Origin of the sequence: Natroniella sulfidigena, from assembly GCF_023223645.1 — a bacterium.
GTDB lineage: Bacteria > Bacillota > Halanaerobiia > Halobacteroidales > Halobacteroidaceae > Natroniella > Natroniella sulfidigena.
This window is the reverse complement of sequence record NZ_JALKBY010000007.1, coordinates 1-24,707: the sequence shown is the minus strand read 5'-3', so window position 1 is coordinate 24,707 and position 24,707 is coordinate 1. Positions and strand designations below refer to the sequence as shown.

Here is a 24,707-nt window from a genome sequence, read left to right as displayed (position 1 = left end):
CTTTGAAGATTATTGTACTGATCAAGCAGGTTCCTGAAATGGAACGAGTCAAGTTTGATACAGAAAGAGGGGTAATTAATCGTAAGTCAGCTGGAGTTGAGATCAACCCCTTTGACTTGAATGCATTAGAAGCAGCTCTTCAAATCAAAGAAGAGCTTGGGGCAGAGGTAATTGCTTTAAGTATGGGGCCAACTCGAGCTGAGGGAGTTATCAAAGAAGCGATAGCTAGAGGGGCTGATGATGGCGTTTTATTGACAGATAGAAAGTTCTCCGGTGCAGATACACGGGCAACTTCATACTTATTAGCTAGTGCGATTGAGGAGATTGGAAATGTTGATCTAGTGATAGCAGGAGAGATGACTGTAGATGGAGATACTGCTCAAGTTGGCCCGCAGACTGCTGAATATTTGGGGTTGGCCCATGTAGCTTATGTAACAAAACTGAAGAAAATAAGAGAAGATTATTTAACTGTTGTTTCTTCAGTGTGGGATGCTAATTACCTAAAAAAGCTTAAGTATCCAGGCTTAATAACCGTTACTAAAGATTTAAATACTCCTCGATTACCTTTGTTGAAGCGGAAGCTAGAGGTTAGAGAAGCTGAAGTTGAAAAGTGGGGGATTGCTGATTTTAAAACTGACTTGGATCATCAGGATGTAGGTCTAAAAGGTTCTTGTACTCGGGTAAGAAAGATTGAAGTTCCTTCTTTAATTGAGAGAGAGGGTAAGATTTGGACAGGAGATGAATTAACAGAGGCGATAACAGAAGTAGCTCAAATCTGCCAGGAAAAAGATAGGATGGGAGAATGATAATATGACTGAGAAAGAGTATAATGGAATCCTTGTTTTTGCTGAACAGAGAAATGGAGAAATTCATCATGTTAGTTATGAATTACTGAATAAAGCAGAAGAGTTGGCTGCTGAGCTAAATTGTCCTATTTTTGCTGCTTTGTTAGGGCCAACAGGTATCGAAGCAGAAGAGTTGATTTATCGAGGAGCTCATGAAGTTTATTATTTAGAGGATGAAGCTTTTGGGCAACCTGATGAGTTATTTTATAAGGAAAATTTGGTTGATTTAATAGAGGAGCTAAAGCCTGAGATTATCTTACTTGGAGCAACCAATTTTGGTCGCTCCTTAGCACCGCGAGTGGCTGCAGCTTTAGATACGGGATTGACTGCTGATTGTACTGATCTTAGGGTTGATGAAGCAGGAAAGTTGCTACAGATTAGGCCTGCTTTCAGTGAAAATATTTTGGCCCAGATAGAGACAGTGACTTATCCTCAAATGGCTACAGTTAGATATAAAGAATTTGTAGAACGGGATCGTGACGCAACTTTAGAAGGGGAGATTATTAAAAAAAGCCCTACTAAAGCTCAGGAGCAAAGTATAGAAGTTTTAGAGTTATTAGAGCAACAGAAGGTTAATATTGCGGAAGCAGAAGTAGTTGTAGCAGGAGGGAAAGGAATTAAAAAAGCGGCTGATTTTGAATTATTACAAAAGTTAGCTACTAAGTTAGGAGGAGTAATTGGTGCTTCTCGTGATATTATTGATGCCGGTTACCTTTCTAAAGAATATCAGATTGGTTATAGTGGCTATAGAGTAGCTCCTAAACTATATATTGCTTGTGGTATTTCAGGTGCTCCTCAGCATGTTGCTGGAATTAAAGAAGCAGACAAGATAATAGCTATCAATACAGATCCGTCAGCTCCTATCTTTGAGATTGCTGATTATGGGATTATAGGGGATTTGTATCAGGTGATTCCAAAGTTGATTGAGGAGGTGCAAGAAGATGAAACAAGAGATAATTAAGAGATTAGAGGAGATAGTTGGTCAAAATTGGGTAGATACTGATCCTGAACGGGTTATAAGCTATAGTAAAGAACAGACCAATAATGCCTATGGTTTAGTAACTCCTCAGCCAGTTAAAGGAAGTGTGATAGTAAAACCAGCAGGAGCTAAAGAGATAGCTGAAGTTCTTAAATATGCTAATCAAGAGTTGATCAAGGTAATACCTAAAGGAGCAGGGACAGGCCTTTCTGCCAATGCGATTCCTACAGAACCAAGTATAATTCTTTCAGTGGAGAGGCTAAATAAGATGCTTGAGGTAGATGAGGAGAATTTAATGGTTAGTTGTGAAGCAGCTGTAACATTAGGAGATTTGATCGAGGAATTAAAGAAGAATGATAAGCTCTATTTTCCTTTACATCCAGGTGATGAAGGGGCACAGGTTGGTGGTATGGTTGCTATGAATGCCGGGGGAGTTAGAGCGGTCAAGCATGGTATAATGCGTGATCAAGTCAAAGGCTTAGAAGCTGTTCTTCCTACAGGAGAGATAGTTAGCTTTGGTGGAAAATTTGGTAAATTGCTCAAAAATAATGCAGGTTATGATTTGATGCAGTTATTAATTGGAAGTGAAGGAACCTTAGGGATTATCACCAAAGTAGTTTTGAAGCTCTATCCTGAACCTAAAGCGACTGGAACATTGATTATTCCTTATCAAAAACGGAGAAATGCTTTTCAAACAGTGCCTAAAATTTTGCAAGAAGGGATTATCCCGATGGCTATTGAATATATGGAAAAAGAAGAGATTGAAGATGCTGTACAAGGGATAGGTAAAGAGTGGCCCAGTAAAGAGGGAAGCTCTTATTTGATGGTAATTTTAGCGGAGGATAAAGAGGATACTTTGTATGATAAAGCAGAGGTAATTGGAGAAATTTGTGAAGAAGTAGGGGCAGGGGAGATCTTAATTGCCGAGACCAATGCAGAACAGCAGAGTATTTTAGAGATTCGCAGTCATGTCTTACCTGCAATTGCAGGTAAGATTGTTGACAGCCCTGATGTTACTGTTCCACGTAGTAAGCTTGCTGAATATTTAGATCAACTTGATCAACTAGCTGAGGAATATAACACTAAAATTCCTGTAATTGCTCATGCGGGAGATGGAAATCTTCATCCAATTATTTTAAAGGAAGAAGGAGAAGTTCCTGCTTATTATGATCAATTGAAGGAAAAGATTTATCAAGTAGCTGTAGATCTTGGAGGAACAGTCACTGGAGAGCATGGAGTTGGAATGTTACGTTTGAAATTTTTACCTTTACAACTAGGTCAAGCGGAGCAACGGATAATGTGGAAGATCAAAGAGGCGTTTGATCCTAATGAGATTTTGAATCCAGGTAAAGCAGTAGTTAAAGTATCTAATTGATTTTTTTGAAAAGCTCTCTTCCTTAACTTTAAGAAAGAGAGCTTTTTGGTATTTCACAAGTCATGTTTCATAGGGAGGAGGAACCAAAAACCAGCCTTTCAATTGACCGTATTCGATTAATTGTTCTGCCATATCTAACTCTTCGATTAAATAATCTTTAAATAATGTTCTTAAATCTTTATTGGTTGCTGAGCGAAAAGCTCGAGCGTGTAGATCGATATAACCTTGGATCCCACGGTGAATATCCCTAAAGATCATCTCATCTTTGAGCATCGTAATATTATTATTAATATTTGCTTTTGCTGGTGGTCTACTTGGTAATGTAATTCCAATCTCAGTCATAATATCTTCTAGTTCGTTAATTTGGTTTTTTAACTTCTTAATACCTCGCTTAACGATTGCCAGAAAATCTTTATCATTGATAAATTCACAGTATAGCTGAGTTTTATCTAAGGAATCATATCTGGAAACTAGTAGTTCCCATAAGTAGAATGCTTCACCGGTATGGATCTTCATCTTCTTATTCTTCTTTTGACCGATCTTTTCGGTGACATTTTTTAAAATAGACATCAGACTTAACTCCTTTCAATTGCTTATCCTCCTAGAGTGATATCTTGTTGATCATACCAGTTGAGTGCTTGATAAAAATGTTCTTCCTTAAAGTCGGGCCAATACTCCTCAACAACATAAAAGTCAGAATAAACAGATTGAGCTGGTAAAAAGCCACTAAGCCTTCGTCTATTACCCCAGCGAATAATTAGATCAATTCGAGAAATATCTTTTGATTTTAAGGAGCTAATTACTCCCTGCTTAGATCTCTTATCATTTTGATCTAGATTACCTAAATCCCAATGCCAGCCATAATTAACAAGGAAATTGACCTTAATTTGTTCTTCCTCTGTAGTTGTTCGTGTTGTATATGGTAATAACTCCTTGGGAAACATAGGAGAATCTGTATTACCGACCACTAAAATTGAAGCCTCTTCTTGAGCAATGATCTTAACAGCTTCAATACATGCTTTAGTAAAGGCTTGGGTTTGAACGGAACGTCTTTTAGTATTATCTACTGTAAAACCATAGAAAGTTAATTCTTTAACTCCAACCTCCTGGCAGAGTTTAAATACATCTAAACCTGGTTTGAGTCCATGCGCATAACCTTCTTCTTTACTTAGTCCTTTACTTTTGGCCCATCTTCGATTACCATCAGGAATGATTCCTATATGTTCTGGAATTCTCATTTATAATCCTCCTTTGCCAAAACCTAATTTTAGTATGGTGATGATCAAGGAGGATTATTCTTTAAAGCATCTCAAATTTTTACTTCTTTTCAGTTGGATCTAAAATTAAGAGGTCTGGATTAGTATTTATTAATTCTGTTTTATTATTAGTTTTGAGAGCGGTTAATATGTTGAACTCTTCTTTAATGGTTAGTAAGAGCTGTTCATTGCTATCTTTAATAGCTGGTAATTCGATTATAACTTCTTCTTGTGGTAAACCAAAGTCTGTTAAATGTTCAAGATTATTTTGTACAGCAGTCAATATTTTTTCTTCTCTAATTTCTTTTTCTGTAGTTACAGTTGGGATTAGAATAGCTGCTCCATATTTGTTAGCTAAAGATAATATCTCTTTTTGGTCAGGATGAACTAATTGGACTAATGGTTTGCCCACTATTGATTGTAAGGCAACCTCTAACAGCTCCGGTTTGTCTAATTTAAGGGCCAACGGTAGTCTAGTTCTCATTTGAACGGTATTAATTATTTTTTTAATCTGTTCTGGTTCAGTTAAACTAGAGAGGTTACAGCTGATAATATCTGCACCTGCTTGATCTTGAGCAGTAGTTGCTTGGCCAAGTAATTTAGTCTTATTGTTTTTTAGTTCTGTGGCTAAGTCTGTTGGCTTAGTAGAGTCGATCTTATCTCCAATAATTAGTGGTTTTTCTTGTTTAAGGTTCAGTTGTTGATTACGGCTAGCTAACTTTGTTATTCTTGCTTTAGGTCTTGATGTAGGTTTGAGATCTTTAAGCTCTGCTTTTAATAAGCGAATATAATCTGGATTTGAGCCACAACAGCCACCAATGATATTTGCTCCTGCTGTAACGAACTCTGCTCCATAGCTGGCCATCTCTTCAGCTTCCATAGGGAAGATAGTTTGGTTATTTTCATCTAAGACAGGTAATCCAGCATTTGGTTGGACTGCTAAAAAGCTAGCTGTCTGTTGGCCCATGATATTGATGATCTCAGCCAATTCTGCTGGGCCAAGGCCACAGTTGGCTCCGATGATATCTGCGCCAGCTGCTTCTAAGACGGTAATAGCACTTGCAGGGTCGGTACCGGTCACTGTCCGTTGGCCCGACTCATAGGTTAAGTTACAGATGACAGGTAATGATGTATTTTCTTTAACGGCAATCAGAGCTGCTTTTGCTTCTTGTAAATCGATCATCGTTTCGATATTGATCAAATCTGCTCCTGCTGCTGCTAAGACTTCAGCCTGTTGGGCAAAGACTTGATAAGCTTCTTCAAATGATAGAACACCCATTGGTTCGAATAATTTACCAGTAGGGCCAATTGAGGCAGAGATGAGTGTATTCTCAGTTGCGGCCTCTTGAGCTAATTTGACAGCAGTAGTATTGATCTCTTCTAGTTCTTCACTCAAGCCATACTTGGCTAGCTTAATACTGTTGGCCCCGAAGGTATTGGTTTGAATAATGTCACTTCCGGCCTCTACATAACTAGTATGGATCTCCTGTAATACATCAGGATGGGTTAAATTCAATTTTTCAGGACAATTCCCAACCTCTAAACCTTTGTTTTGTAATTCAGTCCCCATTGCTCCATCTAAGATTAATACTTCTTCTTTTAATCTTTCTAATAATTGACTCATAATTTATCTACTCCCTCCAAATTTTAAGTTTTAAACTCTACTAGTCACTAGTTACTAATAATACTACAAAAAATAAAGATATTTTTATATACTATGTAATAAAAAAATCTCTTCTGTAAGAGAAGAGATTGTGGATTATAATACTCCCTTCTCTTATCTTCCAGAAGATTAACTTCTGTAGGAATTAGCACCACTGTAGCATTTGTCATTTTGCTACTGGTTGCCGGGTTTCATCGGGCCAGTCCCTCCACCACTCCGGATAAGAGATGAATCTTTATTCGATTATTGTAAATAATTATAACACTAGCTTTAAGAAATGTCAAAGGGAAATAAAAGTTTTCCTATCTATTAACTGTGGATTGAGGTTGAATTACAATATTGTGGCACTTTTGTGCCACAATATTGAGTTGACAGTTTACGGTTTACAGTTGACAGTTGAAGGTCAAAATCTTAAAAACTTAAGACCTTTGAAAAGTCTTATATTTAGAGGTTTAGAGTGGTTTTGAGTTTAGGTTTTCCTTCGGGTTCTTTAAATCATTCGTGATGAAAAAATCAGCTCTTAGATTTTTTCTATCTACTGTCAACCGTCAACTGTTCACTGTAAACTGATATAAAGTGGCCAAGTGCCACTTTATATCAATAAAGAGTAAGAAGGAGTGAGCATTATCTATACTGATAGAGATTACTTTAAGTTGGCCTTAATCAATGCTAGCTTTCGACAGATTAATGGTTATTCGCAACCTAAACTAGAACTGCATTTGTTGACCTCAATCTTTAAAAGTTCTTTAGCAAAGAGAGTTAATCTATTTACTGCTCCAGAGGTTGAAGTCAAGGCGTTGATTGCAGAGTCTTTCCCACGGAATAGTTATTATCAGGGGCGGGTTGAGAAGGTGGCCGATGTTTTTTGTAATCAACAATTTTTAGCTAGGATCGAAGAGCAGGTAGAGGAAGAGATGCGATTATGTCAGGAATATGAAATCAAGTACATAACCTACCAAGAGCAAGTTTATCCTACTTTGTTGAAGGAGATTAAATTGTCACCTATTATCTTGTTTTATCAGGGCCAACTGCCGACTGATCAAGAGTTAGAAAGGTCATTAGCAGTGATTGGGGCTAGGGAGGTGGAGGAGCTAGGAGCAAAACTTGCTTATCAAGTAGGGAAGAAGTTAAGCGAAGAAGGCTGGTGGAATATTAGTGGCTTGGCTGCAGGGTGTGATCGGGCAGGCCATCAAGGCTCTTTAGCAGGGGGTGGGTTGACTGGGGCGGTGTTGGCCCATGGTCTCGCAAGTGAGATCTATCCTCCTGAAAATGAGAAGTTAGCAGCAGAGATCTTGGAGGCGGGTGGCTTTTTGTTATCGGAATTGCCGCCGAGTACTGAGCCGTTGGCCCATTTTTTTAAGTGGCGGGATCGGTTACAGAGTGGGTTGGCCCGAGGTGTCTTTGTGGTTGAGACTGCTCGGAGAGGTGGTACTTTATATACGGTCAATTATGCCTTGCGGCAGGGGAAGAAGGTCTATGTCTGGGATCCACAAGAACAGCAGTTGCCAGAGGAGATGATTGAAGGCAATTTGATCTTATTAGGTAGCAAAGATGCTCCTGATAACTTTCAGGTTAGCTCAAAGCAGAAGTTAGAGCAGGTGATTGGAGTTGGATCAGCAGCGGAGCTGCTGGAGGAGTTGGCCCGGCTTGGTGGAAAGCAGATGAGGTTGAACCTTTAAATAAGAGCAGAGGCTTATAATAAGCCCCTGCAGGTTTTATCCTCCCATTAACATTGGAGGTGAAAAGGAGATTGTATCTCCAGGATTTAATTTCAGTTGAAAGTCATTCTTTTCTTTCAGGCGTTGCTGATTAACAATAATCCAACATAAAGGATCTAGCTCTTTTTCAGCAGTGAATAAACGTTTTTCAAAGCCTGTTCCATATCTAGCAGTTAAGAGCTCGATCAACTCAATTACTGTTGTATCTTCTTCTATGGTTAACTCTTCTTGTTGGGTAAAGTTGGTTTCGAGACAGAAAGTAGCAAAGTATTTGACTGTGATAGTCATCTTATTCGACCTCCAACCCCAACTCTTTTAATGTTTCTTTGCTTGGAATCCCTTGGGCTGTCCAGCCTCTAAGCTTGTAGTATTGATCGAGCATAGTTTCAAACTTATCTTGGCCCAAAGTTTCTCCCTTAGATGGGCCTGTACTAATCGGTTCATTCAATATTCTTGCTGGTGGAAGATCATCTTGGCGAGTAAATCCTTCGCGAGCATTAAATAATCGCTCCAAGTTCCAAATTCGCTTTCCTATTGTCCGCAGTTCTTCTTCTGTAATCTCCCAACCAGTAGCAGTTGCTAATAGCTCAGTAAAGTGGCAGGGTCGGAGAGGTTTGAGAGCAATTCCTTCTAACTTACATAAGCCTAAAGAATCGACAATACAATGCCAGTCTTCATGCCAAGCAATCAGTTCTGGCTTAGTTTCGTATTTTTTCCAGTATTCTTCTCCTACTTCAATACCGAGTTCTTTTTTGATGTCCTCCTGATAGACTTCAGGAGCTACTTCATAGAGTGGTAGAGCTTTTAAATGATCTGCTCCTCGTGGTGAGACAGCAAAGCCTAAAGCCATTCCTTTTGTTCCTCGGACATCAACAGAAGGATACTCCATTCCTTTGATATGTATTACATAATCTTCAGCAGAGTCACCTATTTTTTTGGAAGCTTGAAGGGCTCCATAAGCTAGAATATCGCCTAGTCCTTCCCGATAAGCAATTTTTTCGATTAACTTGATGATCGCTTGATGATTACCCCACTCAAGATCTAAATCATCTGTGTCAGCAGTAGTCAATATACCTCGCTGGAAAAGTTCCATTGCCCAACCGATCACAGTTCCGGTAGAGATTGTATCTAGACCTAGTTTATTGGCTAGATCATTACTCTTTAAGACAGAAGGTAGATTATCATTGCCACATTTACTACCAAAAGCTCCTAGATTTTCGTATTCTGGCCCTTCTCCGGTAGTGCCTTCATATTCACCTTCAGTTACTTCATAATAACGGTTACAACTGACTGGACAGTTAAAACATCCTTTCTGTCTTGTGACGTATTTTTCTAGTAATCTTTCTCCACTCAGTTTATCAGCTCCTGCAAAGGTTGACTCTTGAAAGTTTTTAGTAGGTAAAAAGCCGAGACTTTGGGCCATTCTCATGATTGCAGGAGTACCAAAGGTTGATGATATTTCATATAATGGATCTGTTAAGATGCTTTCTTCACTGTCTGAGACTGTAGCTGAGAATTCTTGAGGTTGGGCTACAGTTAGTCGGTTAGTCCCTCGCACAGCTATTGCTTTTAAATTCTTTGAACCCATGACAGCTCCCATCCCTGTTCTTCCAGCAGCACGGGAATAATTACAGATGATTGCCGCGAAGTTGACCAAATTTTCACCAGCCGGGCCAATAGAGGCGACTTGAACCTTCTCATCCTCCAACTCTTCTTTAATCTGATCTTCAGTTTCATTGGTAGTCTTACCCCACAACTTACTAGCATCTTTTAGTTCTATTTTGTCGTCATTAATCCATAGAAAGACAGGTCGTTTAGCTTTGCCGGTAATAACGATATGATCATAGCCTGCATACTTTAATTCTGGCCCCCAATGGCCACCACAGTTAGAGTCTCCAAAGGCATTGGTTAAAGGTGATTTGGAGGTGACAGTGAAGCGACCAGAACAAGGGGCTAACGTTCCTGTTAGCGGGCCAACCCCAAAGATTAAATGATTTTCTGGACTTAAAGGATCAACACCTGGTTCTAGGTTATCATATAATAACTTGGCATTGATACCAGATTGTCCTAGAAACTTTTCTCGCAATTCTTTGTCCAGTGGAGTAGTTGAGATCTCTTCTGTTGTTAAATCAACCCACAAAATTCTTCCTTGCCAACCATAAGATTCTTTAGTCATTATTAATTCCTCCTTCAATAAATTCTAGTGCTCCAAAGTTACAAGCTGTTACACATCTAGGAGTCTCTTTAGTGCAAGGTCTTATTTTACACTGTTGCTCAAAGATAGGTAATTCAGTAGCACCTTGATCTTTTACTTTAATCTTTATCTTAGCTCGCTTTAGCTGGACACTTCCTTCTTGACGCCACGAACAGGCTATTTCACACCTGCGACAGCCTCGACAGAGGTCATAATTGATCTTGATTTTCTTTTGCATTTTACTCCTCCTCAACTGATATTTTTAGTTTAAAATAAAAAAAGTCCCCAGCCGCTAACGGCTGAGAACTTTACCATCATCCTCAAGCTTTTTAATTAAAAAGCTATAATAAACTAAGCAGGTCTCCTGACTTCTAGCTGAAAAGACTTCACCTTCCCTAGGGGTTAGCAAATAGTGACTTGTAATTAGTGACTAGTAATTATTTATAATTTATTAATTACCAATCACTAATTACTAGCTACTAATTACTAATTCCTCCAAGTGGTATTACTAAGCCTTGTAGCAGTTAATAATTAATAGTTTTTGATTTTGCCTTTGAACTTCAACTATTCACTATTAATTATTCATTGCTTTTATAGCTAGTTACAGTGACGGGTTCGTTCAGGATTTGCACCTGATTCCCTATCCTCCTTTAACTTATAGTCAAAGGCACTTAGTTTACTGGGTATTTAATTTTCACTTTCAAGTTAATCATTCGCTATTAAGGAAATAATTCCTGCATTATTCTTAAAAAAGATTAAAATTTAGAACTACTCTTTTAGATTTAATTCTTTATTTTGCAGGGATTGGATTATATAAGCAGAAGTCATATAATACCTATTAAGAAATATTATTGATAAATAGTAGGAGGGAGAAAATGTTAAAAGATAAGTTGAGTTTTACAGGAATAAAGGATTTGAGTATTAGCGTTAAGTTAACCACTGCATTTATTATATTGATCATAGTCAGTTTAGGTGGTTTAGCTTTATTGAGCTATAATATAGCTTCTAATATTTTAATCGAAGAAAATAAGCAGCAATTAGAAGCGGTTAGAGAGGTAAAGGGGAGTTATATTGAGGATTATTTTCAAGAAAGATTCAGGGATATAGAAGTTTTGGCTCAGGATACTTTAGTTAGAGAGGCATTACCTGATTTTAATGATATTTTTGAAGAGGGTTTAGATAGTCAAGAGTATGCTGAGATAGAAGCTCTTTATGATCAACAGTTAAGTGATTATAATGAAACTTATGGTTATTATGATCTCTTTTTGATTGATTTAGATGGGAATGTAATCTATACAGTTGTTGAAGAAGATGATTTAGGTACTAATCTAGTTAATGGTTCTTATAGTGATTCGGGTTTGGCTGAGGCGTATCAAGAAGGATTAAGTGATATTAGTTTAATTGATTTTTCTATGTATGAGCCTAGTGATGAACCTGCTTCCTTTATTAGTGCTCCTGTGGTAGATGATGATGGTGCTAAGCTGGGAGTAGTAGCTTTACAGATACCTATAGAGCAGATTAATAGTATTATGCAAGAAAGGTCTGGTTTGGGTGAAAGTGGAGAGACTTATCTAGTTGGAGTTGATAATCTGATGAGATCAGATTCCCGCTTTAGTGAGGAGAGTACTATTTTGGATCTAGAGGTCGATATGGAAACGAGTAATAGAGCTTTACAAGGTGAAACTGGAGTAGAGGTAGTATCAGATTATCGGGGGATTGATGTGATCAGTGCTTATACTCCTGTTGAAATTGCAGGAGTAAATTGGGCTTTATTAGCTGATATCGATGAAGCGGAAGCTATGGAATCTGTTTATGGATTATTACGGATCATTCTAGTAATCTTAGTTGTTATTGTAATTTTATCTATTATAGTTGGTCGGTTATCAATTAGGAAGTTAGTTACTGATCCGATTAATAGGTTTAAAGAAGAGGTTTCCAATAATGATTTAACTTCTGATATTGAGGTTAATCATAGGGATGAGATTGGGCAGGCCAGTATAGCTCTAAATGAGATGAAGAGTAATTTACGAGGGATGATTATTCAGTTAAGGGATAAGATTGAAAGTTTATTGGCTTATAGTGAAGAGTTATCTGCTTCTGCAGAAGAAGGCAATGCCACTATAGAGACAACCAATGATTTGATAGAGAATATGGCAGCAGGTATTGAGGAGATTTCAGCCAGTGCTCAAGAAGTAACCAGTTTTTCTGAGGAGGCTAATTCGCAGGCTGATAGGGGAAGTCAAAATATTGATGATACGGTAGATAAGATTGAAGAGATTAATCATTCAGTCAATGAGACTGTAGAAGTGATTAATGAATTAGATAGTACTTCTGAAGAGATAGGAAGGATAATCGAATTAATTACGGGGATAGCTGAACAGACTAATTTATTGGCCTTAAATGCTTCTATAGAAGCAGCCAATGCGGGAGAGCATGGACGAGGATTTACAGTAGTAGCAGAGGAGATTAGAGAACTTGCGGAACAGACCGCTGATGCTACAGGTGAGATTGCAGAGTTGGTTACCAAAACGCAGAAGCAGTCTAAAAAAGGATTACAGCAGGTAGAAGAAGTAGAGAGTAGAGCACAGGAGGGTAAGGAGATTGCTCAAGAGACAGGAAGTGCTTTTAAAGAGATTCAAAGGTCAGTGGAGGAGACTTCAGCTCAAATAGAACAGACGGCTAGTTCGACTACTGAGTTGGCCCAGCATAGTAATGAAGTAAATAATGCTACTGAAGATATAAGCCATATGTCTACAGAGGTGACTAGATCATCTCAGGAGTTAGCAGAGATGGCCCATGAGTTGCAGGAGATAGTTGAGCAGTTTAAGATTTAAGATAGAATGAGAGTAGAACTTTTCAAAAGCCTTAATATACTCATTTATAATTTAATGACCATATTTATATTAAAATGATGATGTTTATGTTATAATAAATATGGTCATAAGAAATTAAATGAACATATTTATAAGGAAGGTGAGTATATTTATGAAGTCATTTAGAAATGAGAAATTAAAGAATGAAAAGATACCAATGAATATAGTAAAATTAGTGGGAAAAATAAATGAATATAAAGGAAAGCAAGATTTGTATATGAATCAATCTCCACAAATATTAGAAAAATTAAAAGAAGTAGCAGTTGTTCAAAGTACGAAAGCTTCTAATAGTATAGAAGGCATAGTTGTTACTGATAAAAGATTAAAAGAGATAATGAAAGATGATACAAATCTTAAAGACCGTTCAGAAGGAGAGATTGCAGGATATAAAGATGTTTTAAATACAATACACACTTCATATGATGCTATTCCTATAAATCCTAATGTAATTTTGCAATTACATAGAGATTTATATAAGTTTATTCCTGCAAATGGAGGCAAATGGAAAAATCAAGATAATATTATAGGTGAGATATTACCTAATGGAGAGAAAAGAGTAAGATTTAATCCATTATCTGCATATGAAACTCCAAAAGCTATGGAGGAATTATGTAATTATTTAAATAGAGAGATGAGAGAAGAAAATATTGACCCTCTAGTATTAATAGGAACTTTTATATTAGATTTTTTATGTATTCATCCTTTTAATGATGGAAATGGGAGAATGTCAAGATTATTAACATTACTATTATTATATAAATATGATTATAAAGTGGGGAGATATATTAGTTTAGAAAAAATTATTGAAGAAAGTAAATCTAGTTATTATAAAACTTTAAATCAATCTTCAACAGGTTGGCATGATGCTAATCATAATATATTTATTTGGTTAGATTATTTTTTAGGGACGTTACTTGTTGCATATAAAGAATTTGAGGATAGAGTAGGGTTAGTAAAGAATAAAAAAGGAAATAAAAGTTATAGAGTAGAACAAGCTGTTAAAAATGTATTAGGAACTTTTAGAAAAGAAGATATAAGGAATGCCTGTCCTGATGTTTCAGATTCAACAATTAATAGGGTGTTTAGGAAACTAAAGAAAGAAGGGGTTATAGAAGTATTAGGAAAAGGAAGAAATGCAAAATGGAAAAGATTGAAGTAAGTAATGCTAGCAAAGATATAAATTAGATGTCTGTAGAGTTATTAGATCATCTCAAGAGTTAGCAGGGTTGGCCCGTGAGTTGCAAGAGATAGTTGAGCAGTTTAAGATTTAATGAGAAATTTAAAGAGAGCAGAACTTCTTGTATAAGAGAGGTTCTGTTCTTTTTGAAGATTATTGTCTATATGGCAGGGATTTATTTTGTGAAAGAGAAAATATAAAGAAAAGAGCAGGCAGAATAAAATTGCTTAATAGGATTATACTTTAAAGAGGTTAGTAAAGTTAAAATTAAAGATTACAGTTATATTATACGATGGAGGTAAGTGATGATATATGATAAATTAGTTCGAGATAAAATAATTGAGATCATAAAAGCAGATGGGAAAGAAGCTAAATATAAAATTGCTCATGGTGAAGAATATAAATGTTATTTAATTAAAAAGTTACAAGAAGAGGTAGATGAGTTTAAGGAAGAAGAGGAAATTGAAGAGTTGGCTGATATATTAGAAGTAATTGAAGGCTTATTAAATGTATATAATTTAAGTTGGGATGATATTTTTAAATTAAAAGAAGAGAAAGCTATAAAGAGGGGGCAGTTTGAAGAAGGGATAATACTTAAAGAGGTCAAGGAATAAGGAGGCTATTAATGGATTCAGTAGAAATAATAAAGAAAGATTTGAGCAATTATAATAAATCTTATAAATTTATTGTTTATCAAGCATTCTTTGATTTAGTAGTAGCCGGTGAAGTGGAGTTAGATCAGCTTGTAGATTACTTTATTAGTTTTTATCGGGCAAGAAAAGAAAGAGGATTGCAGGTAGAGGATGACAGAGCTACTTCATTAATAACCGAGATTGAAAGTTCCAGTTTTAAAAGGGTTAAAAATTATATCAAGCGGATGCCATTAGCTAAAATTGATCATTTGCAAGAAGTTGATAATATTGTTAAAATGGATCAAGAGTTATGGCAGAAGCTATCTAGAGATGATATAGTGGAGATAAAAGAGTACATTCAGGAGAAGAAGATAGATTATTTTACTAAATACGCTGGAGGTTACAATATGGCAATTCCTGACATGAGTAAAGAAGAGATACTAGCAGCTTTAAAAGAATTCGATCGAGAACATAGAGATAAAAAGCGGTGGAAAAACTTTACCAAGAATAAAAATCATAAATATGCGATTCAGTATAACCAAGATCTATATCCTGTCAAAGAGATCATTAGGATTGCTGGTGATTATGACTTACCTTCCTTCAGTGGAGGTAGAGAAGCCAACAATTACTTAATAGAGCGTGGCTTTAGGATCATTGAACTGACTAACTATCGGGGCCAAGCTAAACAAAAGAGATTATTACTTAAAAAGAAGGTTGGCTGGTCATTATTTAATTGGGGGCTTACTATTCCAATTAGTGCTCATCAAGATTTTTACAAGGCCAACCAAGAGCAATTAACAACCGGCCAAACTAAAGAAGTCAAATTAAAGTTCAAGGAAAGAGAATATACAGCTAAACTAAGAAATGTTGATCGGGATACCAAAAGTACTACCTTACAGCTTCGCTATGATAGCAATGAGGAGTTATTGAAGTTACTACAGGAAGAATTCAGCTTCAGTTATCACTATATCAAACAAGAGCGAAAGAGATTAATTCAAGAGGGCCAACAGCGACCCCAGGTCAACTTACCACCAGAAAAGAGTGAATATTTAGAAATTTATTCCACAGGACAACCTTATTATTATCAAATTGAGCTTAAACCAGTTGTCAACTTTGAACTTAAAACTTCAGAGAAGGTTAAGCGGATTGAAGATTATATTGCAGCACAGGGGTTCAGTTATCCTGATGGGTTGATAAAAAATTTCTACCTATCGCTTAAAACTAAACCATTTGTACTGTTAGCAGGTATCTCTGGAACTGGAAAGACTAAATTAGTCCAGCTCTTTGCTGAGGCTATCGGCTGTACAAGTGAAAATAATAGATTTAAGTTGATTCCTGTTAGGCCAGATTGGAGTGATGGTTCTGATCTACTAGGCTATAATGATCTTAAAGGAGAGTTTAACCCTGGCCCTATAATAGATATCATCAAACGGGCCAACAATGATCAAGATAATATCTACTTTATCTGCCTTGATGAGATGAATTTGGCCCGGGTGGAGTATTATTTCAGTGATCTGTTGAGTTTGATGGAGACGAGAAGCAAGGTTGCAGGAGAGGTTAAATCTGATCCATTATTACAAGCTGAAGACTTTACTACAGAGCAAGATGAGGAAGAATATGCTGGGATTTATCTATCAGATAATCTCTTTATTGTAGGGACGGTCAATATGGATGAAACGACCCACCCTTTCAGCAAAAAGGTCTTAGATAGGGCCAACACAATTGAGTTTTCACAGGTTAAGCTCGATAATTTTAGATTAGATCAGACAGGGGAAGAGATTAAAATCAGTGCTGATAGTAGTTTTCTTAACTCTGAGTATATTACTTTGAATGATTGTAACAAGGAAGATGAACAGCTAATCGAACAGGTAGTCGCTAAATTAATCGAGGTCAATGAGGTTCTTGAAGAGGCTAATTTGCATATAGGGTATCGGGTCAGAGATGAGATCTGCTTTTATATGTTGTATAATCAGCAATATGGCTTACTTGATTTTGAGCAAGCCTTTGATCTACAATTGATGCAAAAGATCTTACCAAGAATTCAGGGGAGTTCTCGAGTAATTAAGAGGGTGCTGTTAGATCTATTTGCTATTGCCTCGGGAGTAAAGAAGTATTCTGGAACTGAGAGTCCAGTAAGAGTTGGAGATGAAGTTGTTGATTATGTTAGAGAAAATCAGATTAAACCTTATCCTAAATCAGCTGGGAAGTTGGCTGATATGATCAAGCGGTTTGAGGAGGATGGGTTTACGGCGTATTGGTTATAAGTAAGTAGTGAGTAGTGAGTAGTGAGCAGGAATCACAAATTTACACAAATTAGCACTAATTAAAAATTAAAAGATAAAATTGGTTTTAGTTGTAAGGGTTTTGATTTTTTAATTTGAAAAGTTAAATTGAAGATCAATAAAAAATGATATATATGAGCGGAGGATTAAAATTGAACTATCAAGGTAATGATCTAGAATTAATCTACCTCGAAACTGAAAATTTCACCTTTACGATCAAAGGAAAACCAGTCCATCCTGATCTTGAACAACTGTATCCTGAGCGAGAAGGGGATTCAATCACAGCTTTATTGGAGTTGGAATCATTCAATACGGAGATTATGGAGTTTCTTCATTTCGATCCTCAAGAGGGGCTAAAGGAGTATCAATCAGCTGCGGTTTATCCTTGTTTCTATGAGTGGCAGGATTATCAATTAATAATTCAGAGCAAGGATGGCAGTCAGTTGGAATTTTATCACTCTAATAGGAAGATCAGAGAAGCTGTCACCCCTCTAAGTCGTGATCAAAGCATCTTAACGGGCCAGATTAACTTTCGTAATGATGTAGGTTATTCGGAACTAGAGATTAGACAGGACGGAGTTCCCTTATGTAGTGTAAAGATTGAAGTCTTTCCTTCGAAGCTTGATTATCAGCGGGATTACTATAATCTGTTGCGTGAAGTAAATCACGAAGTCTATAATCTTGCCTATGATTTTTTACGGCGAACCTTTCAGGAGATGAGTTTGAGTCAGGAGCAGGATATCACCCATAGTGAATTCTTTACAATTCTAACTACTATCTTCGTTAAGTTTAAGAAGGCGTTACAACGAATCAAGAACTCACCCCATCACAGGCTGCAGCGAACTCGCTGTGTTGGCCCGGCTTCTAAAGTTAAAAAGGTTACTAAACAGGGTATTAAGTGGTTAAGAAAGAATCGACAAGCTTACGATCAGAACTTAGAGTTGCCAGTTGAAATGTTAAATTTAGATAAACGAGTCAGCTTTGATACTTTTGAAAATAAGTTTGTCAAGTGGATGATTGAGGAGCTTATCAAGAAGATAAAAGAGTTTTTAGAACGGTACCGCACTATTTATAATGAAAATGCAGAACCAGAAGTGATCAAAACAGCTCGAACAATGAGCGAGCAACTGGAGTATAATTTACAGAGCAGTTTTTTAAGCCAAGTCGGGAAATTACACAAGATTGATTCTCTATCATTAGTCTTACAGATGGCTCCTGGCTATCGGGAGTTATATAAGTATTATCTAATGCTGAAGAAGGGCTTAACGATCAACGGTCAACTCTTTAAGCAGTCAATCAAAGAAACCTGGAAGCTCTATGAATATTGGTGTTTTTTAAAGCTCAACCGAATTCTGACAGATAGATATCAATTAATCAAGAGTACATTGATCGACTTTGATTATTCAGGGATCTATGTAACATTGAATACTACTAGAAATTCTGAAGTCGAGTATCAAAACCCTAGAACAGGTGAGTGTTTTAAGCTCAGCTATAATCTAACCGAGGGGGATAAGGTTACGACAGGTCAAAAGCCTGATACTGTATTAACACTTAAGAAGGAAAATTCTGAGGTTCAATATAAGTTTGTCTTCGATGCTAAATACCGCATCAATCCAGCTTATCAAGGTAGTTCTTATCATAATCGCTATCAAACTCCCGGGCCAAAAGAAGAGACGATTAATACGATGCATCGTTATCGAGATGCGATAGTCTCTGAAAGTAATAATGACTGTAAAAGAACGATAGTTGGTGCTTATGTTCTCTTTCCTTACCATAATCAAACAGAGTTTAAAGAGCATCACTTTTATAAGAGTATAGACAGAGTAAATGTAGGAGCTTTTCCTTTTCTACCTGGGAATATTGACTTAGTAGCAGATTTTTTAGCTGATTTAATAGAAGAGTCTGGGCTGTCTAATTATGAACGAAACTTATTGCCTACAGGAAATGAAGAATATCGCAAGCAGGTTGATTTCAAGCAGAATGTAATTGTAGGTTCATTAAGGCAAACTAAGCAGTTGAGTCAAGTCCTTGATAAAAAGATTTATCATCTGCCTTGTAATAGAATTAAAGATATACGAGATGAGTTTGAATATCTTGCATTATACCAAAGTAAGAACAAGTTTCCTCAAAATTTTGGGGTCAGATATTTTGGCCAACTTGAAAAAATAGAAATTAAAGCAAGAAAAGAGATCCCAATTGATTTAAGTCCTCATAGTAATCCAGAAGAACCTTATTACTTATTTCAGGTTAAAGAGTGGGAGAGGTTAGAACAGACTATCGTGCCTGAAGGATATGGGATTAGAGCTAGCCATATTTATACTAACCTTCTATTATTAAAAAAGGCCGACACTTTGCCTGAGTTAAGTATAAGAACTCTTGCTGAATGGCGAATTTGGTTGGAGTTAAAGCATTTCAAAAGTGAGCTTGAGGTCTTAATTAGCGAAGATGATATTGAAGCTACAACCAAGGTTGATCGCTTTAAGATTAATGATTATCAAATTTCAATCAAAAATAAGCAGGTTATAATCAGCCAGAAAGAGCGAATTATAATAAAAGAACCTATAAAAGGATTTATCAAGCAACCAAGGAATATATTAAAGGCTATTCGTTAGCTCGCGTAAGTTAGAGAGAAAATTTTTACGTCAGAGTTGGCAGCTAGAATTGTTAAGCCACCTTTTATTTAGTCATCAGCAATTTGATTGAATTGCTGGGGAGTGGATCTGATATAGTGTTAGGATTTGTTAAAAGATTACTTTGGTTAAGTTGGAAAAATAAAGATGATAGAAGGACTTTCAGTTTGAGTTGTTGAATTAATTAATAGACTTTAAGCGAGAGGTTAGATGAGAACTGGGGTTGCCTCCTGTTTAATATAGGAGGCGTTAATTATTATGGGCAAAGAAGTTAAGGTACAGTATTGAAGGACAAGCTTAAATTTTGCCTGAGCAGGTAGTAATTAAGAAAGACCCAATCAGTAAAAGCAATTGGAGGAGAGATAGCAAATGGCTTATCAGGTTTTTATATCTTATTCTTCACAGGATAAGGAGGTAGCAGATAAGATTTGTTCTGCTTTAGAGGCAGAGGAGATAGAGTGTTGGATTGCCCCGCGGGATATAACACCGGGCAAGGAATGGGGCCAAGAGATTGTGGAAGCAATTAGAGGGAGTAAGATTATGGTATTGCTATTCTCTTTCGCTAGCAACGAGTCCCAACAGGTACTCCGAGAAGTAGAACGGGCTGTTAATAAGAATGTAATAATCATTCCTTTTAGAATTGAAGATGTCGAGCCTACTAAATCTTTAGAATATTTTTTATATTCTACTCATTGGTTGGATGCTTTTGATTCGGAGTTGGAGAGCAGTATAGAGCGGCTAAAGCAGACGATAGAGCATCTATTGACAGAATACAATAAAAAGAAGAGCAGCGAAAAATGTCCTACTTGTGAAGCGGCAAATGAGCTAGATAATAGATTCTGTAAAGATTGTGGAACAGAATTGGAGACTAAAAAAAGTAAAGGGGATATTCTAAAGGAAGTAGAGGAGTCTGTCTTGTCTGAACAGCAGGATTATAAGCAAAGATTATATAGGGTCAGTCGGAGGCTGTCTCGGACTGTTCAAAGCAAGACTAAAGAATTATATCAATCATTACAAGAATTCTATCAGACAGCTGATGACAAACAGAAGATAATAGCTGTTGCTTCAGCAGTTATTGTTCTTTTATTAATCTCAGTTGCTAGCTTAAATTTAGGACAGGATACTGCTCAAGAAGAATTACAGGCTGAAGAAGAACAACAAGAGGAGAAACAGCAACAATACGAAAAGGCAGAAGATTATTATCAACAAGAAGATTATCAAACAGCTATTGAATTTTACAAACAGGCTGCTCAAGAAAACCATGTAAGAGCAAAAAAGAGGTTGGGGGATATGTATCACCGTGGTTTGGGAATAGCCAGAGATGATAAAAAAGCAGTAGAGTGGTATCAACAAGCTGCTGCTGAAGAGGATAAAGAGGCTCAGTATATGATTGGACTTATGTATATGGGAGGCAGAGGAGTAGAAGGCAGTGAGCAACAGGCAAAGGAATGGTATTTGCAGGCAGCTGAACAAGATCATAAGGATGCCCAAGTAGCTTTAGGGGCTATTTACAAATACGGTTTGGGGATTGAAGAGGATATAACAACAGCAGAGAAGTGGTATCAAAAGGCTGCTCAGCAGGGAAGTCAAACAGCAAAGGAGCAGCTAGAAGAGTTAGCTAGTGGAGAGTAATCTCAGTTAAAATAAATATCGAAAAATAGGATATTTAGTTAGAGGTGAGGGTGAGTTTATGAATAAGTTAAGCAAGACTTTATCTAGTCTAATAATTATAGTTATTTGTTTATTGATAGTCAGCGGGAGTGAGGTTAAGGCAGCTTCGGTCTTGGATTTGGTGGTTATGGTGGAAGATTCTGAGTTTGAAGATGTTCTGTTAGGTGAGTTGGAGCCTAGAGAGGAGTTAAGGATTATTGCAGCTGATGAGATTGAGGATATCTTGGCTGATGATGATCTAGAAGATGTTGATCAGGTTCAGGAAGCTGAAGCACAGGAAGCTGATGTTGTAATTACTGGTATTTTGATCAACTTAGGAGGTTCTTTCTTTAGACTGGAGTTTGAAGTGGTAGATATCAGTGAAGGAACTACTATTTATTCAAGCAATGTCACAGGAGAGAGGGAAGAGGTTCTAGAAGGAATGATTGAAGATATTCTGCCTGAACTAAAGGATTCATTATTGCTCCATGATCTAAGAGGCCAGGTCGTTGACGGAGAAGGTCAACCTATCAGTGGGGCAGAGATAGAGTTTAGTGGTGATTATAGTTCAGTTGTGACGGATGAAGAAGGCCACTGGGAGAAAAAAGAGCTATTAGGTGCTGTTGAACTTAGGATTGAGAAAGAGGGTTGGGAGTTTACTCCTTCCCAGCAAGAAGTTTATGTCAGAACAGGAGAAGTCGAGTTTGAAGGTTGGGAAGAACCTTATTTAGAAGAGATAGAGGTGGAGTTTGAGACCGATAAGTTTTATCAAGGTCAACGCTACATAATTAGAGCAGCCGGTTATGATCAGTACGGAGAGAAATACGAGATAGAGCCTGAATGGCAGGTCTGGGGTGATGTAGCAGAGATAGTTTCTACTTCCTATGACCAAGGGAGAATTTCCTTAGTAGCGATTGCTTCAGGTTCAGGAACACTGGAATTGATGGCTGAGGAGCAGATTAAAGAGGTTGACTTTGAAGTGTTGGCTAATGGAGAAACAACAGAAGAAGCTAGTCTTGTCTTTCAGCCTTGGAAATTGGATTTAGGGTTTAGCTATAATTTTTATGATTTAGAGGAGTTTAATGATCAGATTGAGGAGCAAGGTGGTAGCAGTAATAGTTCAGGTTTAGGAATTTATCTTAGAGCTAAGAGAGGCTTAGAACAGATTGATTTTGCTAGGGAGCATCTGCCTTTGGAAGTAGTCCAGGATATCAATTATGGTTTGGAGTTGGAGCGATTTGGACTCAGTTATGATGACTTGGATGAGGAAGCAGAACGCAAGCTCTCTACTACAGGTGTTTTGGGAACTATTTCTTATCAACTGCTTGAGTGGTTGGAGCTTAATCTGGCTGCAGGTCAGTATCTGCTTACTAAGACTGATGGAAGTGGAGGAATTCAGGACAGACACTTTGGGTTTATCTTTAAACCTGGAGCCAGCTTTGAGTTAGGAGTTGTTAGTGACAGATTCCAGGAAGAGATTACCGATAGAGTCCAAATTAAGGGTAGAGCAGGTTATCGCTTTGCTGAGATTGGAGATTATGATTTCAGTGGTTTTGAGCTTGGCTTGTTGGGTCAGATTATGTTTTAGTATCAGTAAAAAAATCAAGATTTATTATTATGTGTCAGTTATGCGTGTGAGTGTGGGTGAGGTCAAAACCATCATGGCTAAGGTGTTGCTTTTACACACACACATAACTCACACTGACACTTTATATCAATAGAGCTCAAAATTTTTAACTACTCAAGTTTTAAATACAAAGGAGATTTGAAAATGATAGATTTAAAGGAATTGATAACAGACTTCGATAAGGTTTACATCCAGCCTCATGATAATCCCGATGCTGATGCAATTGCTTCGGCTTATGGCTTAGAAAGGCTGATTGAGAGCTGGGATCAAGAAGCAGTAATAATCTATCAGGGTGGAGAGATAAAAAAACCTAATTTGAGAAATCTGATTAAAGAGTATCGGCTTAAGCTTATGTTAGTAGGGGCAGGCTTTGCTATTGGAGATGACGAATTATTGGTAATTGTAGATGGTCAGTATGGAGCAGGGAATGTCAGTTTAGTAGCCGCCCAGAATATAATAGTAATTGATCATCATTTAGAAGAAGGTAATCAGAAGTGTCTGGGCAAGGACATCCAACCGCGGATTGGAGCCTGTGCGACGATGATAGTCAATTATTTGCGGGAGTATGGGTTGGAGATGGATCAAGAATTGGCGACTGTTCTGTACTTTGGGATTTATATGGATACTGATTCCTTTACTGGAGGGATGACTGTTCTGGATAGCGATAATAAAGTCTTTTTAGAGGAGTATTATGATAGTGAGGTCTTTGATTATTTGAGGTTGTCGACTTTGAGCTTTGCTGATATAAAGACCTGTGCTGAGGGGATGTTGAATACTCAGCGCTATGAGAATCTTGTATTCTCTAAAATGGGTGATTGTGGTGATAATTTATTGGGTCATACCTCTGATCTATTATCTGAGATAAATGGTGTGGATATTGTGGTTATCTACTCTGCTAGGGAGCAGGGCTTTAAGTTCTCTGTCAGAAGCTACCACGACTACATAACTGCCCAGGAGTTGGCCCTGGAATTAGCAGCAGGAGTAGGTTCGGGAGGGGGGCATGCCAATAAGGCCGGTGGCTTTATTATTACTGATAAACTCCAAGCTGCTGCCAGTAATATCAGTTTTGATATGTTTGTCAAGACTAAAGTTATTGACTATTGTCGTAATTTAGTCTTTTTAGAGACTGCTAAGGATGATCCTTACCAAATTTACGGGGAGGAAGCCTTCTTTAGAGCCCAAAAGAAGAGCAATTATTTTCGTTATTTGAATATTGGAGATTATTTTGAAGAGAATATCCGGGTAAAGACCTTAGAAGGGATTGAAGAGGCCAGTTATGAGGATAAGCTGATTATTGGGATGAAAAATGAGGTGTGGCCGATTGATGAGGTCAAGTTTAAGGAGCGATATGAGATTATAGATGATCAAGAGGTGACTGCTGTCTCTGATAGATTCGTTGATGATTACGGGATAACTTTACAATCGTTAGACAAAACTTATAGAATAACCAAAGATAATATAAAAGAGCATAATATCTGTAGAAGTTTGGACAATAATGTTGTAGATGTAATGCAGTTGGAGGAGAATATGAAGATCAGAACCTCTTGGGGTGATCTATTCGGGCGGGTTGGAGATTATCTGTTAGTAATAGATTTAAGTGATTATTATATAATTAAAGAAGAAATATTCGATCTCTCTTATGAAGTTTTATAAGGTTAGGCTCAGAAAACCCCTTATGCTTGTCTTAGGGGCTGAATGAGCCTTTAATTTTAAGGTTCGATACCTTAAGATTAAATATTCTTTTGTTTTTGAATATACTTTTGGATAGTTTCAGAAGATACACTTCCAGCTGTACCAACATAATAT

Annotated in this window: 18 protein-coding genes and 2 riboswitches; of the genes, 12 read left to right on the top strand and 6 right to left on the bottom strand. The window is 37.1% G+C overall.

What is annotated here, in order from left to right; all coding sequences use genetic code 11:
• Positions 1 to 2 precede the first annotated feature (2 nt).
• From MWH28_RS05775 to MWH28_RS05765, 3 genes are read left to right on the top strand one after another with little or no spacing between them, the layout of a single operon-like run.
• A complete protein-coding gene (locus MWH28_RS05775; RefSeq protein WP_248618362.1) occupies positions 3 to 806 on the top strand; it encodes an electron transfer flavoprotein subunit beta/FixA family protein in 804 nt (267 codons plus the stop codon).
• A gap of 4 nt (positions 807 to 810) precedes the next feature.
• Entirely contained in the window at positions 811 to 1,806 is a 996-nt protein-coding gene (locus MWH28_RS05770) for an electron transfer flavoprotein subunit alpha/FixB family protein (RefSeq protein WP_248618361.1), read from the top strand.
• A complete protein-coding gene (locus tag MWH28_RS05765) occupies positions 1,787 to 3,199 on the top strand; it encodes an FAD-binding oxidoreductase (RefSeq protein WP_248618360.1) in 1,413 nt (470 codons plus the stop codon). The genes MWH28_RS05770 and MWH28_RS05765 overlap by 20 nt, the downstream gene beginning before the upstream one ends.
• A gap of 60 nt (positions 3,200 to 3,259) precedes the next feature.
• Here the strand turns inward: MWH28_RS05765 and MWH28_RS05760 are convergent, their stop codons facing one another.
• The 3 genes from MWH28_RS05760 to MWH28_RS05750 form a co-directional block, all read right to left on the bottom strand.
• Positions 3,260 to 3,769: a DUF3231 family protein gene (locus MWH28_RS05760; protein WP_248618359.1), complete on the bottom strand. Its 510-nt coding sequence runs from the start codon at positions 3,767 to 3,769 to the stop codon at positions 3,260 to 3,262.
• Positions 3,770 to 3,792: 23 nt separating this feature from the next.
• Positions 3,793 to 4,437, bottom strand: coding sequence for a polyprenyl diphosphate synthase (uppS, locus tag MWH28_RS05755; protein ID WP_248618358.1), 645 nt, complete (start codon positions 4,435 to 4,437; stop codon positions 3,793 to 3,795).
• A gap of 79 nt (positions 4,438 to 4,516) precedes the next feature.
• On the bottom strand, positions 4,517 to 6,079 hold the full coding sequence (locus MWH28_RS05750; RefSeq protein ID WP_248618357.1) for a homocysteine S-methyltransferase family protein: 1,563 nt from the start codon (positions 6,077 to 6,079) through the stop codon (positions 4,517 to 4,519).
• Positions 6,080 to 6,229: 150 nt separating this feature from the next.
• Positions 6,230 to 6,345, bottom strand: a riboswitch (SAM riboswitch).
• 390 nt (positions 6,346 to 6,735) lie between these two features.
• On the opposite strand from MWH28_RS05750, the gene MWH28_RS05745 reads away from it, so the two are divergent.
• Positions 6,736 to 7,797, top strand: a complete 1,062-nt coding sequence (locus tag MWH28_RS05745; protein ID WP_248618356.1) for a DNA-processing protein DprA — start codon at positions 6,736 to 6,738, stop codon at positions 7,795 to 7,797.
• Positions 7,798 to 7,833: 36 nt separating this feature from the next.
• Here MWH28_RS05745 and MWH28_RS05740 read toward each other — a convergent pair whose 3' ends face one another.
• Genes MWH28_RS05740 through MWH28_RS05730 form a run of 3 tightly spaced genes read right to left on the bottom strand, consistent with a single transcriptional unit; the run spans position 7,834 to position 10,268 of the window.
• Complete coding sequence (locus tag MWH28_RS05740; protein ID WP_248618355.1) at positions 7,834 to 8,124, bottom strand: MoaD/ThiS family protein; 291 nt, start codon at positions 8,122 to 8,124, stop codon at positions 7,834 to 7,836.
• 1 nt (position 8,125) lies between these two features.
• Complete coding sequence (locus tag MWH28_RS05735) at positions 8,126 to 10,012, bottom strand: aldehyde ferredoxin oxidoreductase family protein (RefSeq protein WP_248618354.1); 1,887 nt, start codon at positions 10,010 to 10,012, stop codon at positions 8,126 to 8,128.
• Positions 10,005 to 10,268, bottom strand: a complete 264-nt coding sequence (locus tag MWH28_RS05730) for a 4Fe-4S dicluster domain-containing protein (protein WP_248618353.1) — start codon at positions 10,266 to 10,268, stop codon at positions 10,005 to 10,007. The genes MWH28_RS05735 and MWH28_RS05730 overlap by 8 nt, the downstream gene beginning before the upstream one ends.
• Before the next feature lie 99 nt (positions 10,269 to 10,367).
• Positions 10,368 to 10,720, bottom strand: a riboswitch (cobalamin riboswitch).
• A gap of 185 nt (positions 10,721 to 10,905) precedes the next feature.
• Between MWH28_RS05730 and MWH28_RS05725 the strand changes: the two genes are divergently transcribed.
• From MWH28_RS05725 to MWH28_RS05690, 8 genes are all read left to right on the top strand, one after another.
• The gene (locus tag MWH28_RS05725; protein WP_248618352.1) at positions 10,906 to 12,864 is read left to right on the top strand and encodes a methyl-accepting chemotaxis protein; all 1,959 of its coding nucleotides are present in this window, start codon (positions 10,906 to 10,908) and stop codon (positions 12,862 to 12,864) included.
• Between the two features lie 151 nt (positions 12,865 to 13,015).
• On the top strand, positions 13,016 to 14,062 hold the full coding sequence (locus MWH28_RS05720) for a Fic family protein (RefSeq protein WP_248618351.1): 1,047 nt from the start codon (positions 13,016 to 13,018) through the stop codon (positions 14,060 to 14,062).
• Between the two features lie 323 nt (positions 14,063 to 14,385).
• Positions 14,386 to 14,694 (top strand): nucleoside triphosphate pyrophosphohydrolase, encoded by a 309-nt coding sequence (locus tag MWH28_RS05715; protein ID WP_248618350.1) that lies wholly within the window; start codon positions 14,386 to 14,388, stop codon positions 14,692 to 14,694.
• An 11-nt stretch (positions 14,695 to 14,705) separates the two neighbouring features.
• Positions 14,706 to 16,976, top strand: a complete 2,271-nt coding sequence (locus MWH28_RS05710) for an McrB family protein (protein ID WP_248618349.1) — start codon at positions 14,706 to 14,708, stop codon at positions 16,974 to 16,976.
• Between the two features lie 170 nt (positions 16,977 to 17,146).
• Positions 17,147 to 19,606: a restriction endonuclease-like protein gene (locus tag MWH28_RS05705; protein ID WP_248618348.1), complete on the top strand. Its 2,460-nt coding sequence runs from the start codon at positions 17,147 to 17,149 to the stop codon at positions 19,604 to 19,606.
• A 387-nt stretch (positions 19,607 to 19,993) separates the two neighbouring features.
• Positions 19,994 to 21,256 (top strand): TIR domain-containing protein, encoded by a 1,263-nt coding sequence (locus tag MWH28_RS05700; RefSeq protein WP_248618347.1) that lies wholly within the window; start codon positions 19,994 to 19,996, stop codon positions 21,254 to 21,256.
• Positions 21,257 to 21,314: 58 nt separating this feature from the next.
• Positions 21,315 to 22,862 (top strand): carboxypeptidase-like regulatory domain-containing protein, encoded by a 1,548-nt coding sequence (locus MWH28_RS05695; RefSeq protein ID WP_248618346.1) that lies wholly within the window; start codon positions 21,315 to 21,317, stop codon positions 22,860 to 22,862.
• Positions 22,863 to 23,045: 183 nt separating this feature from the next.
• Positions 23,046 to 24,554, top strand: coding sequence for a DHH family phosphoesterase (locus tag MWH28_RS05690; RefSeq protein ID WP_248618345.1), 1,509 nt, complete (start codon positions 23,046 to 23,048; stop codon positions 24,552 to 24,554).
• Positions 24,555 to 24,707: the final 153 nt, after the last annotated feature.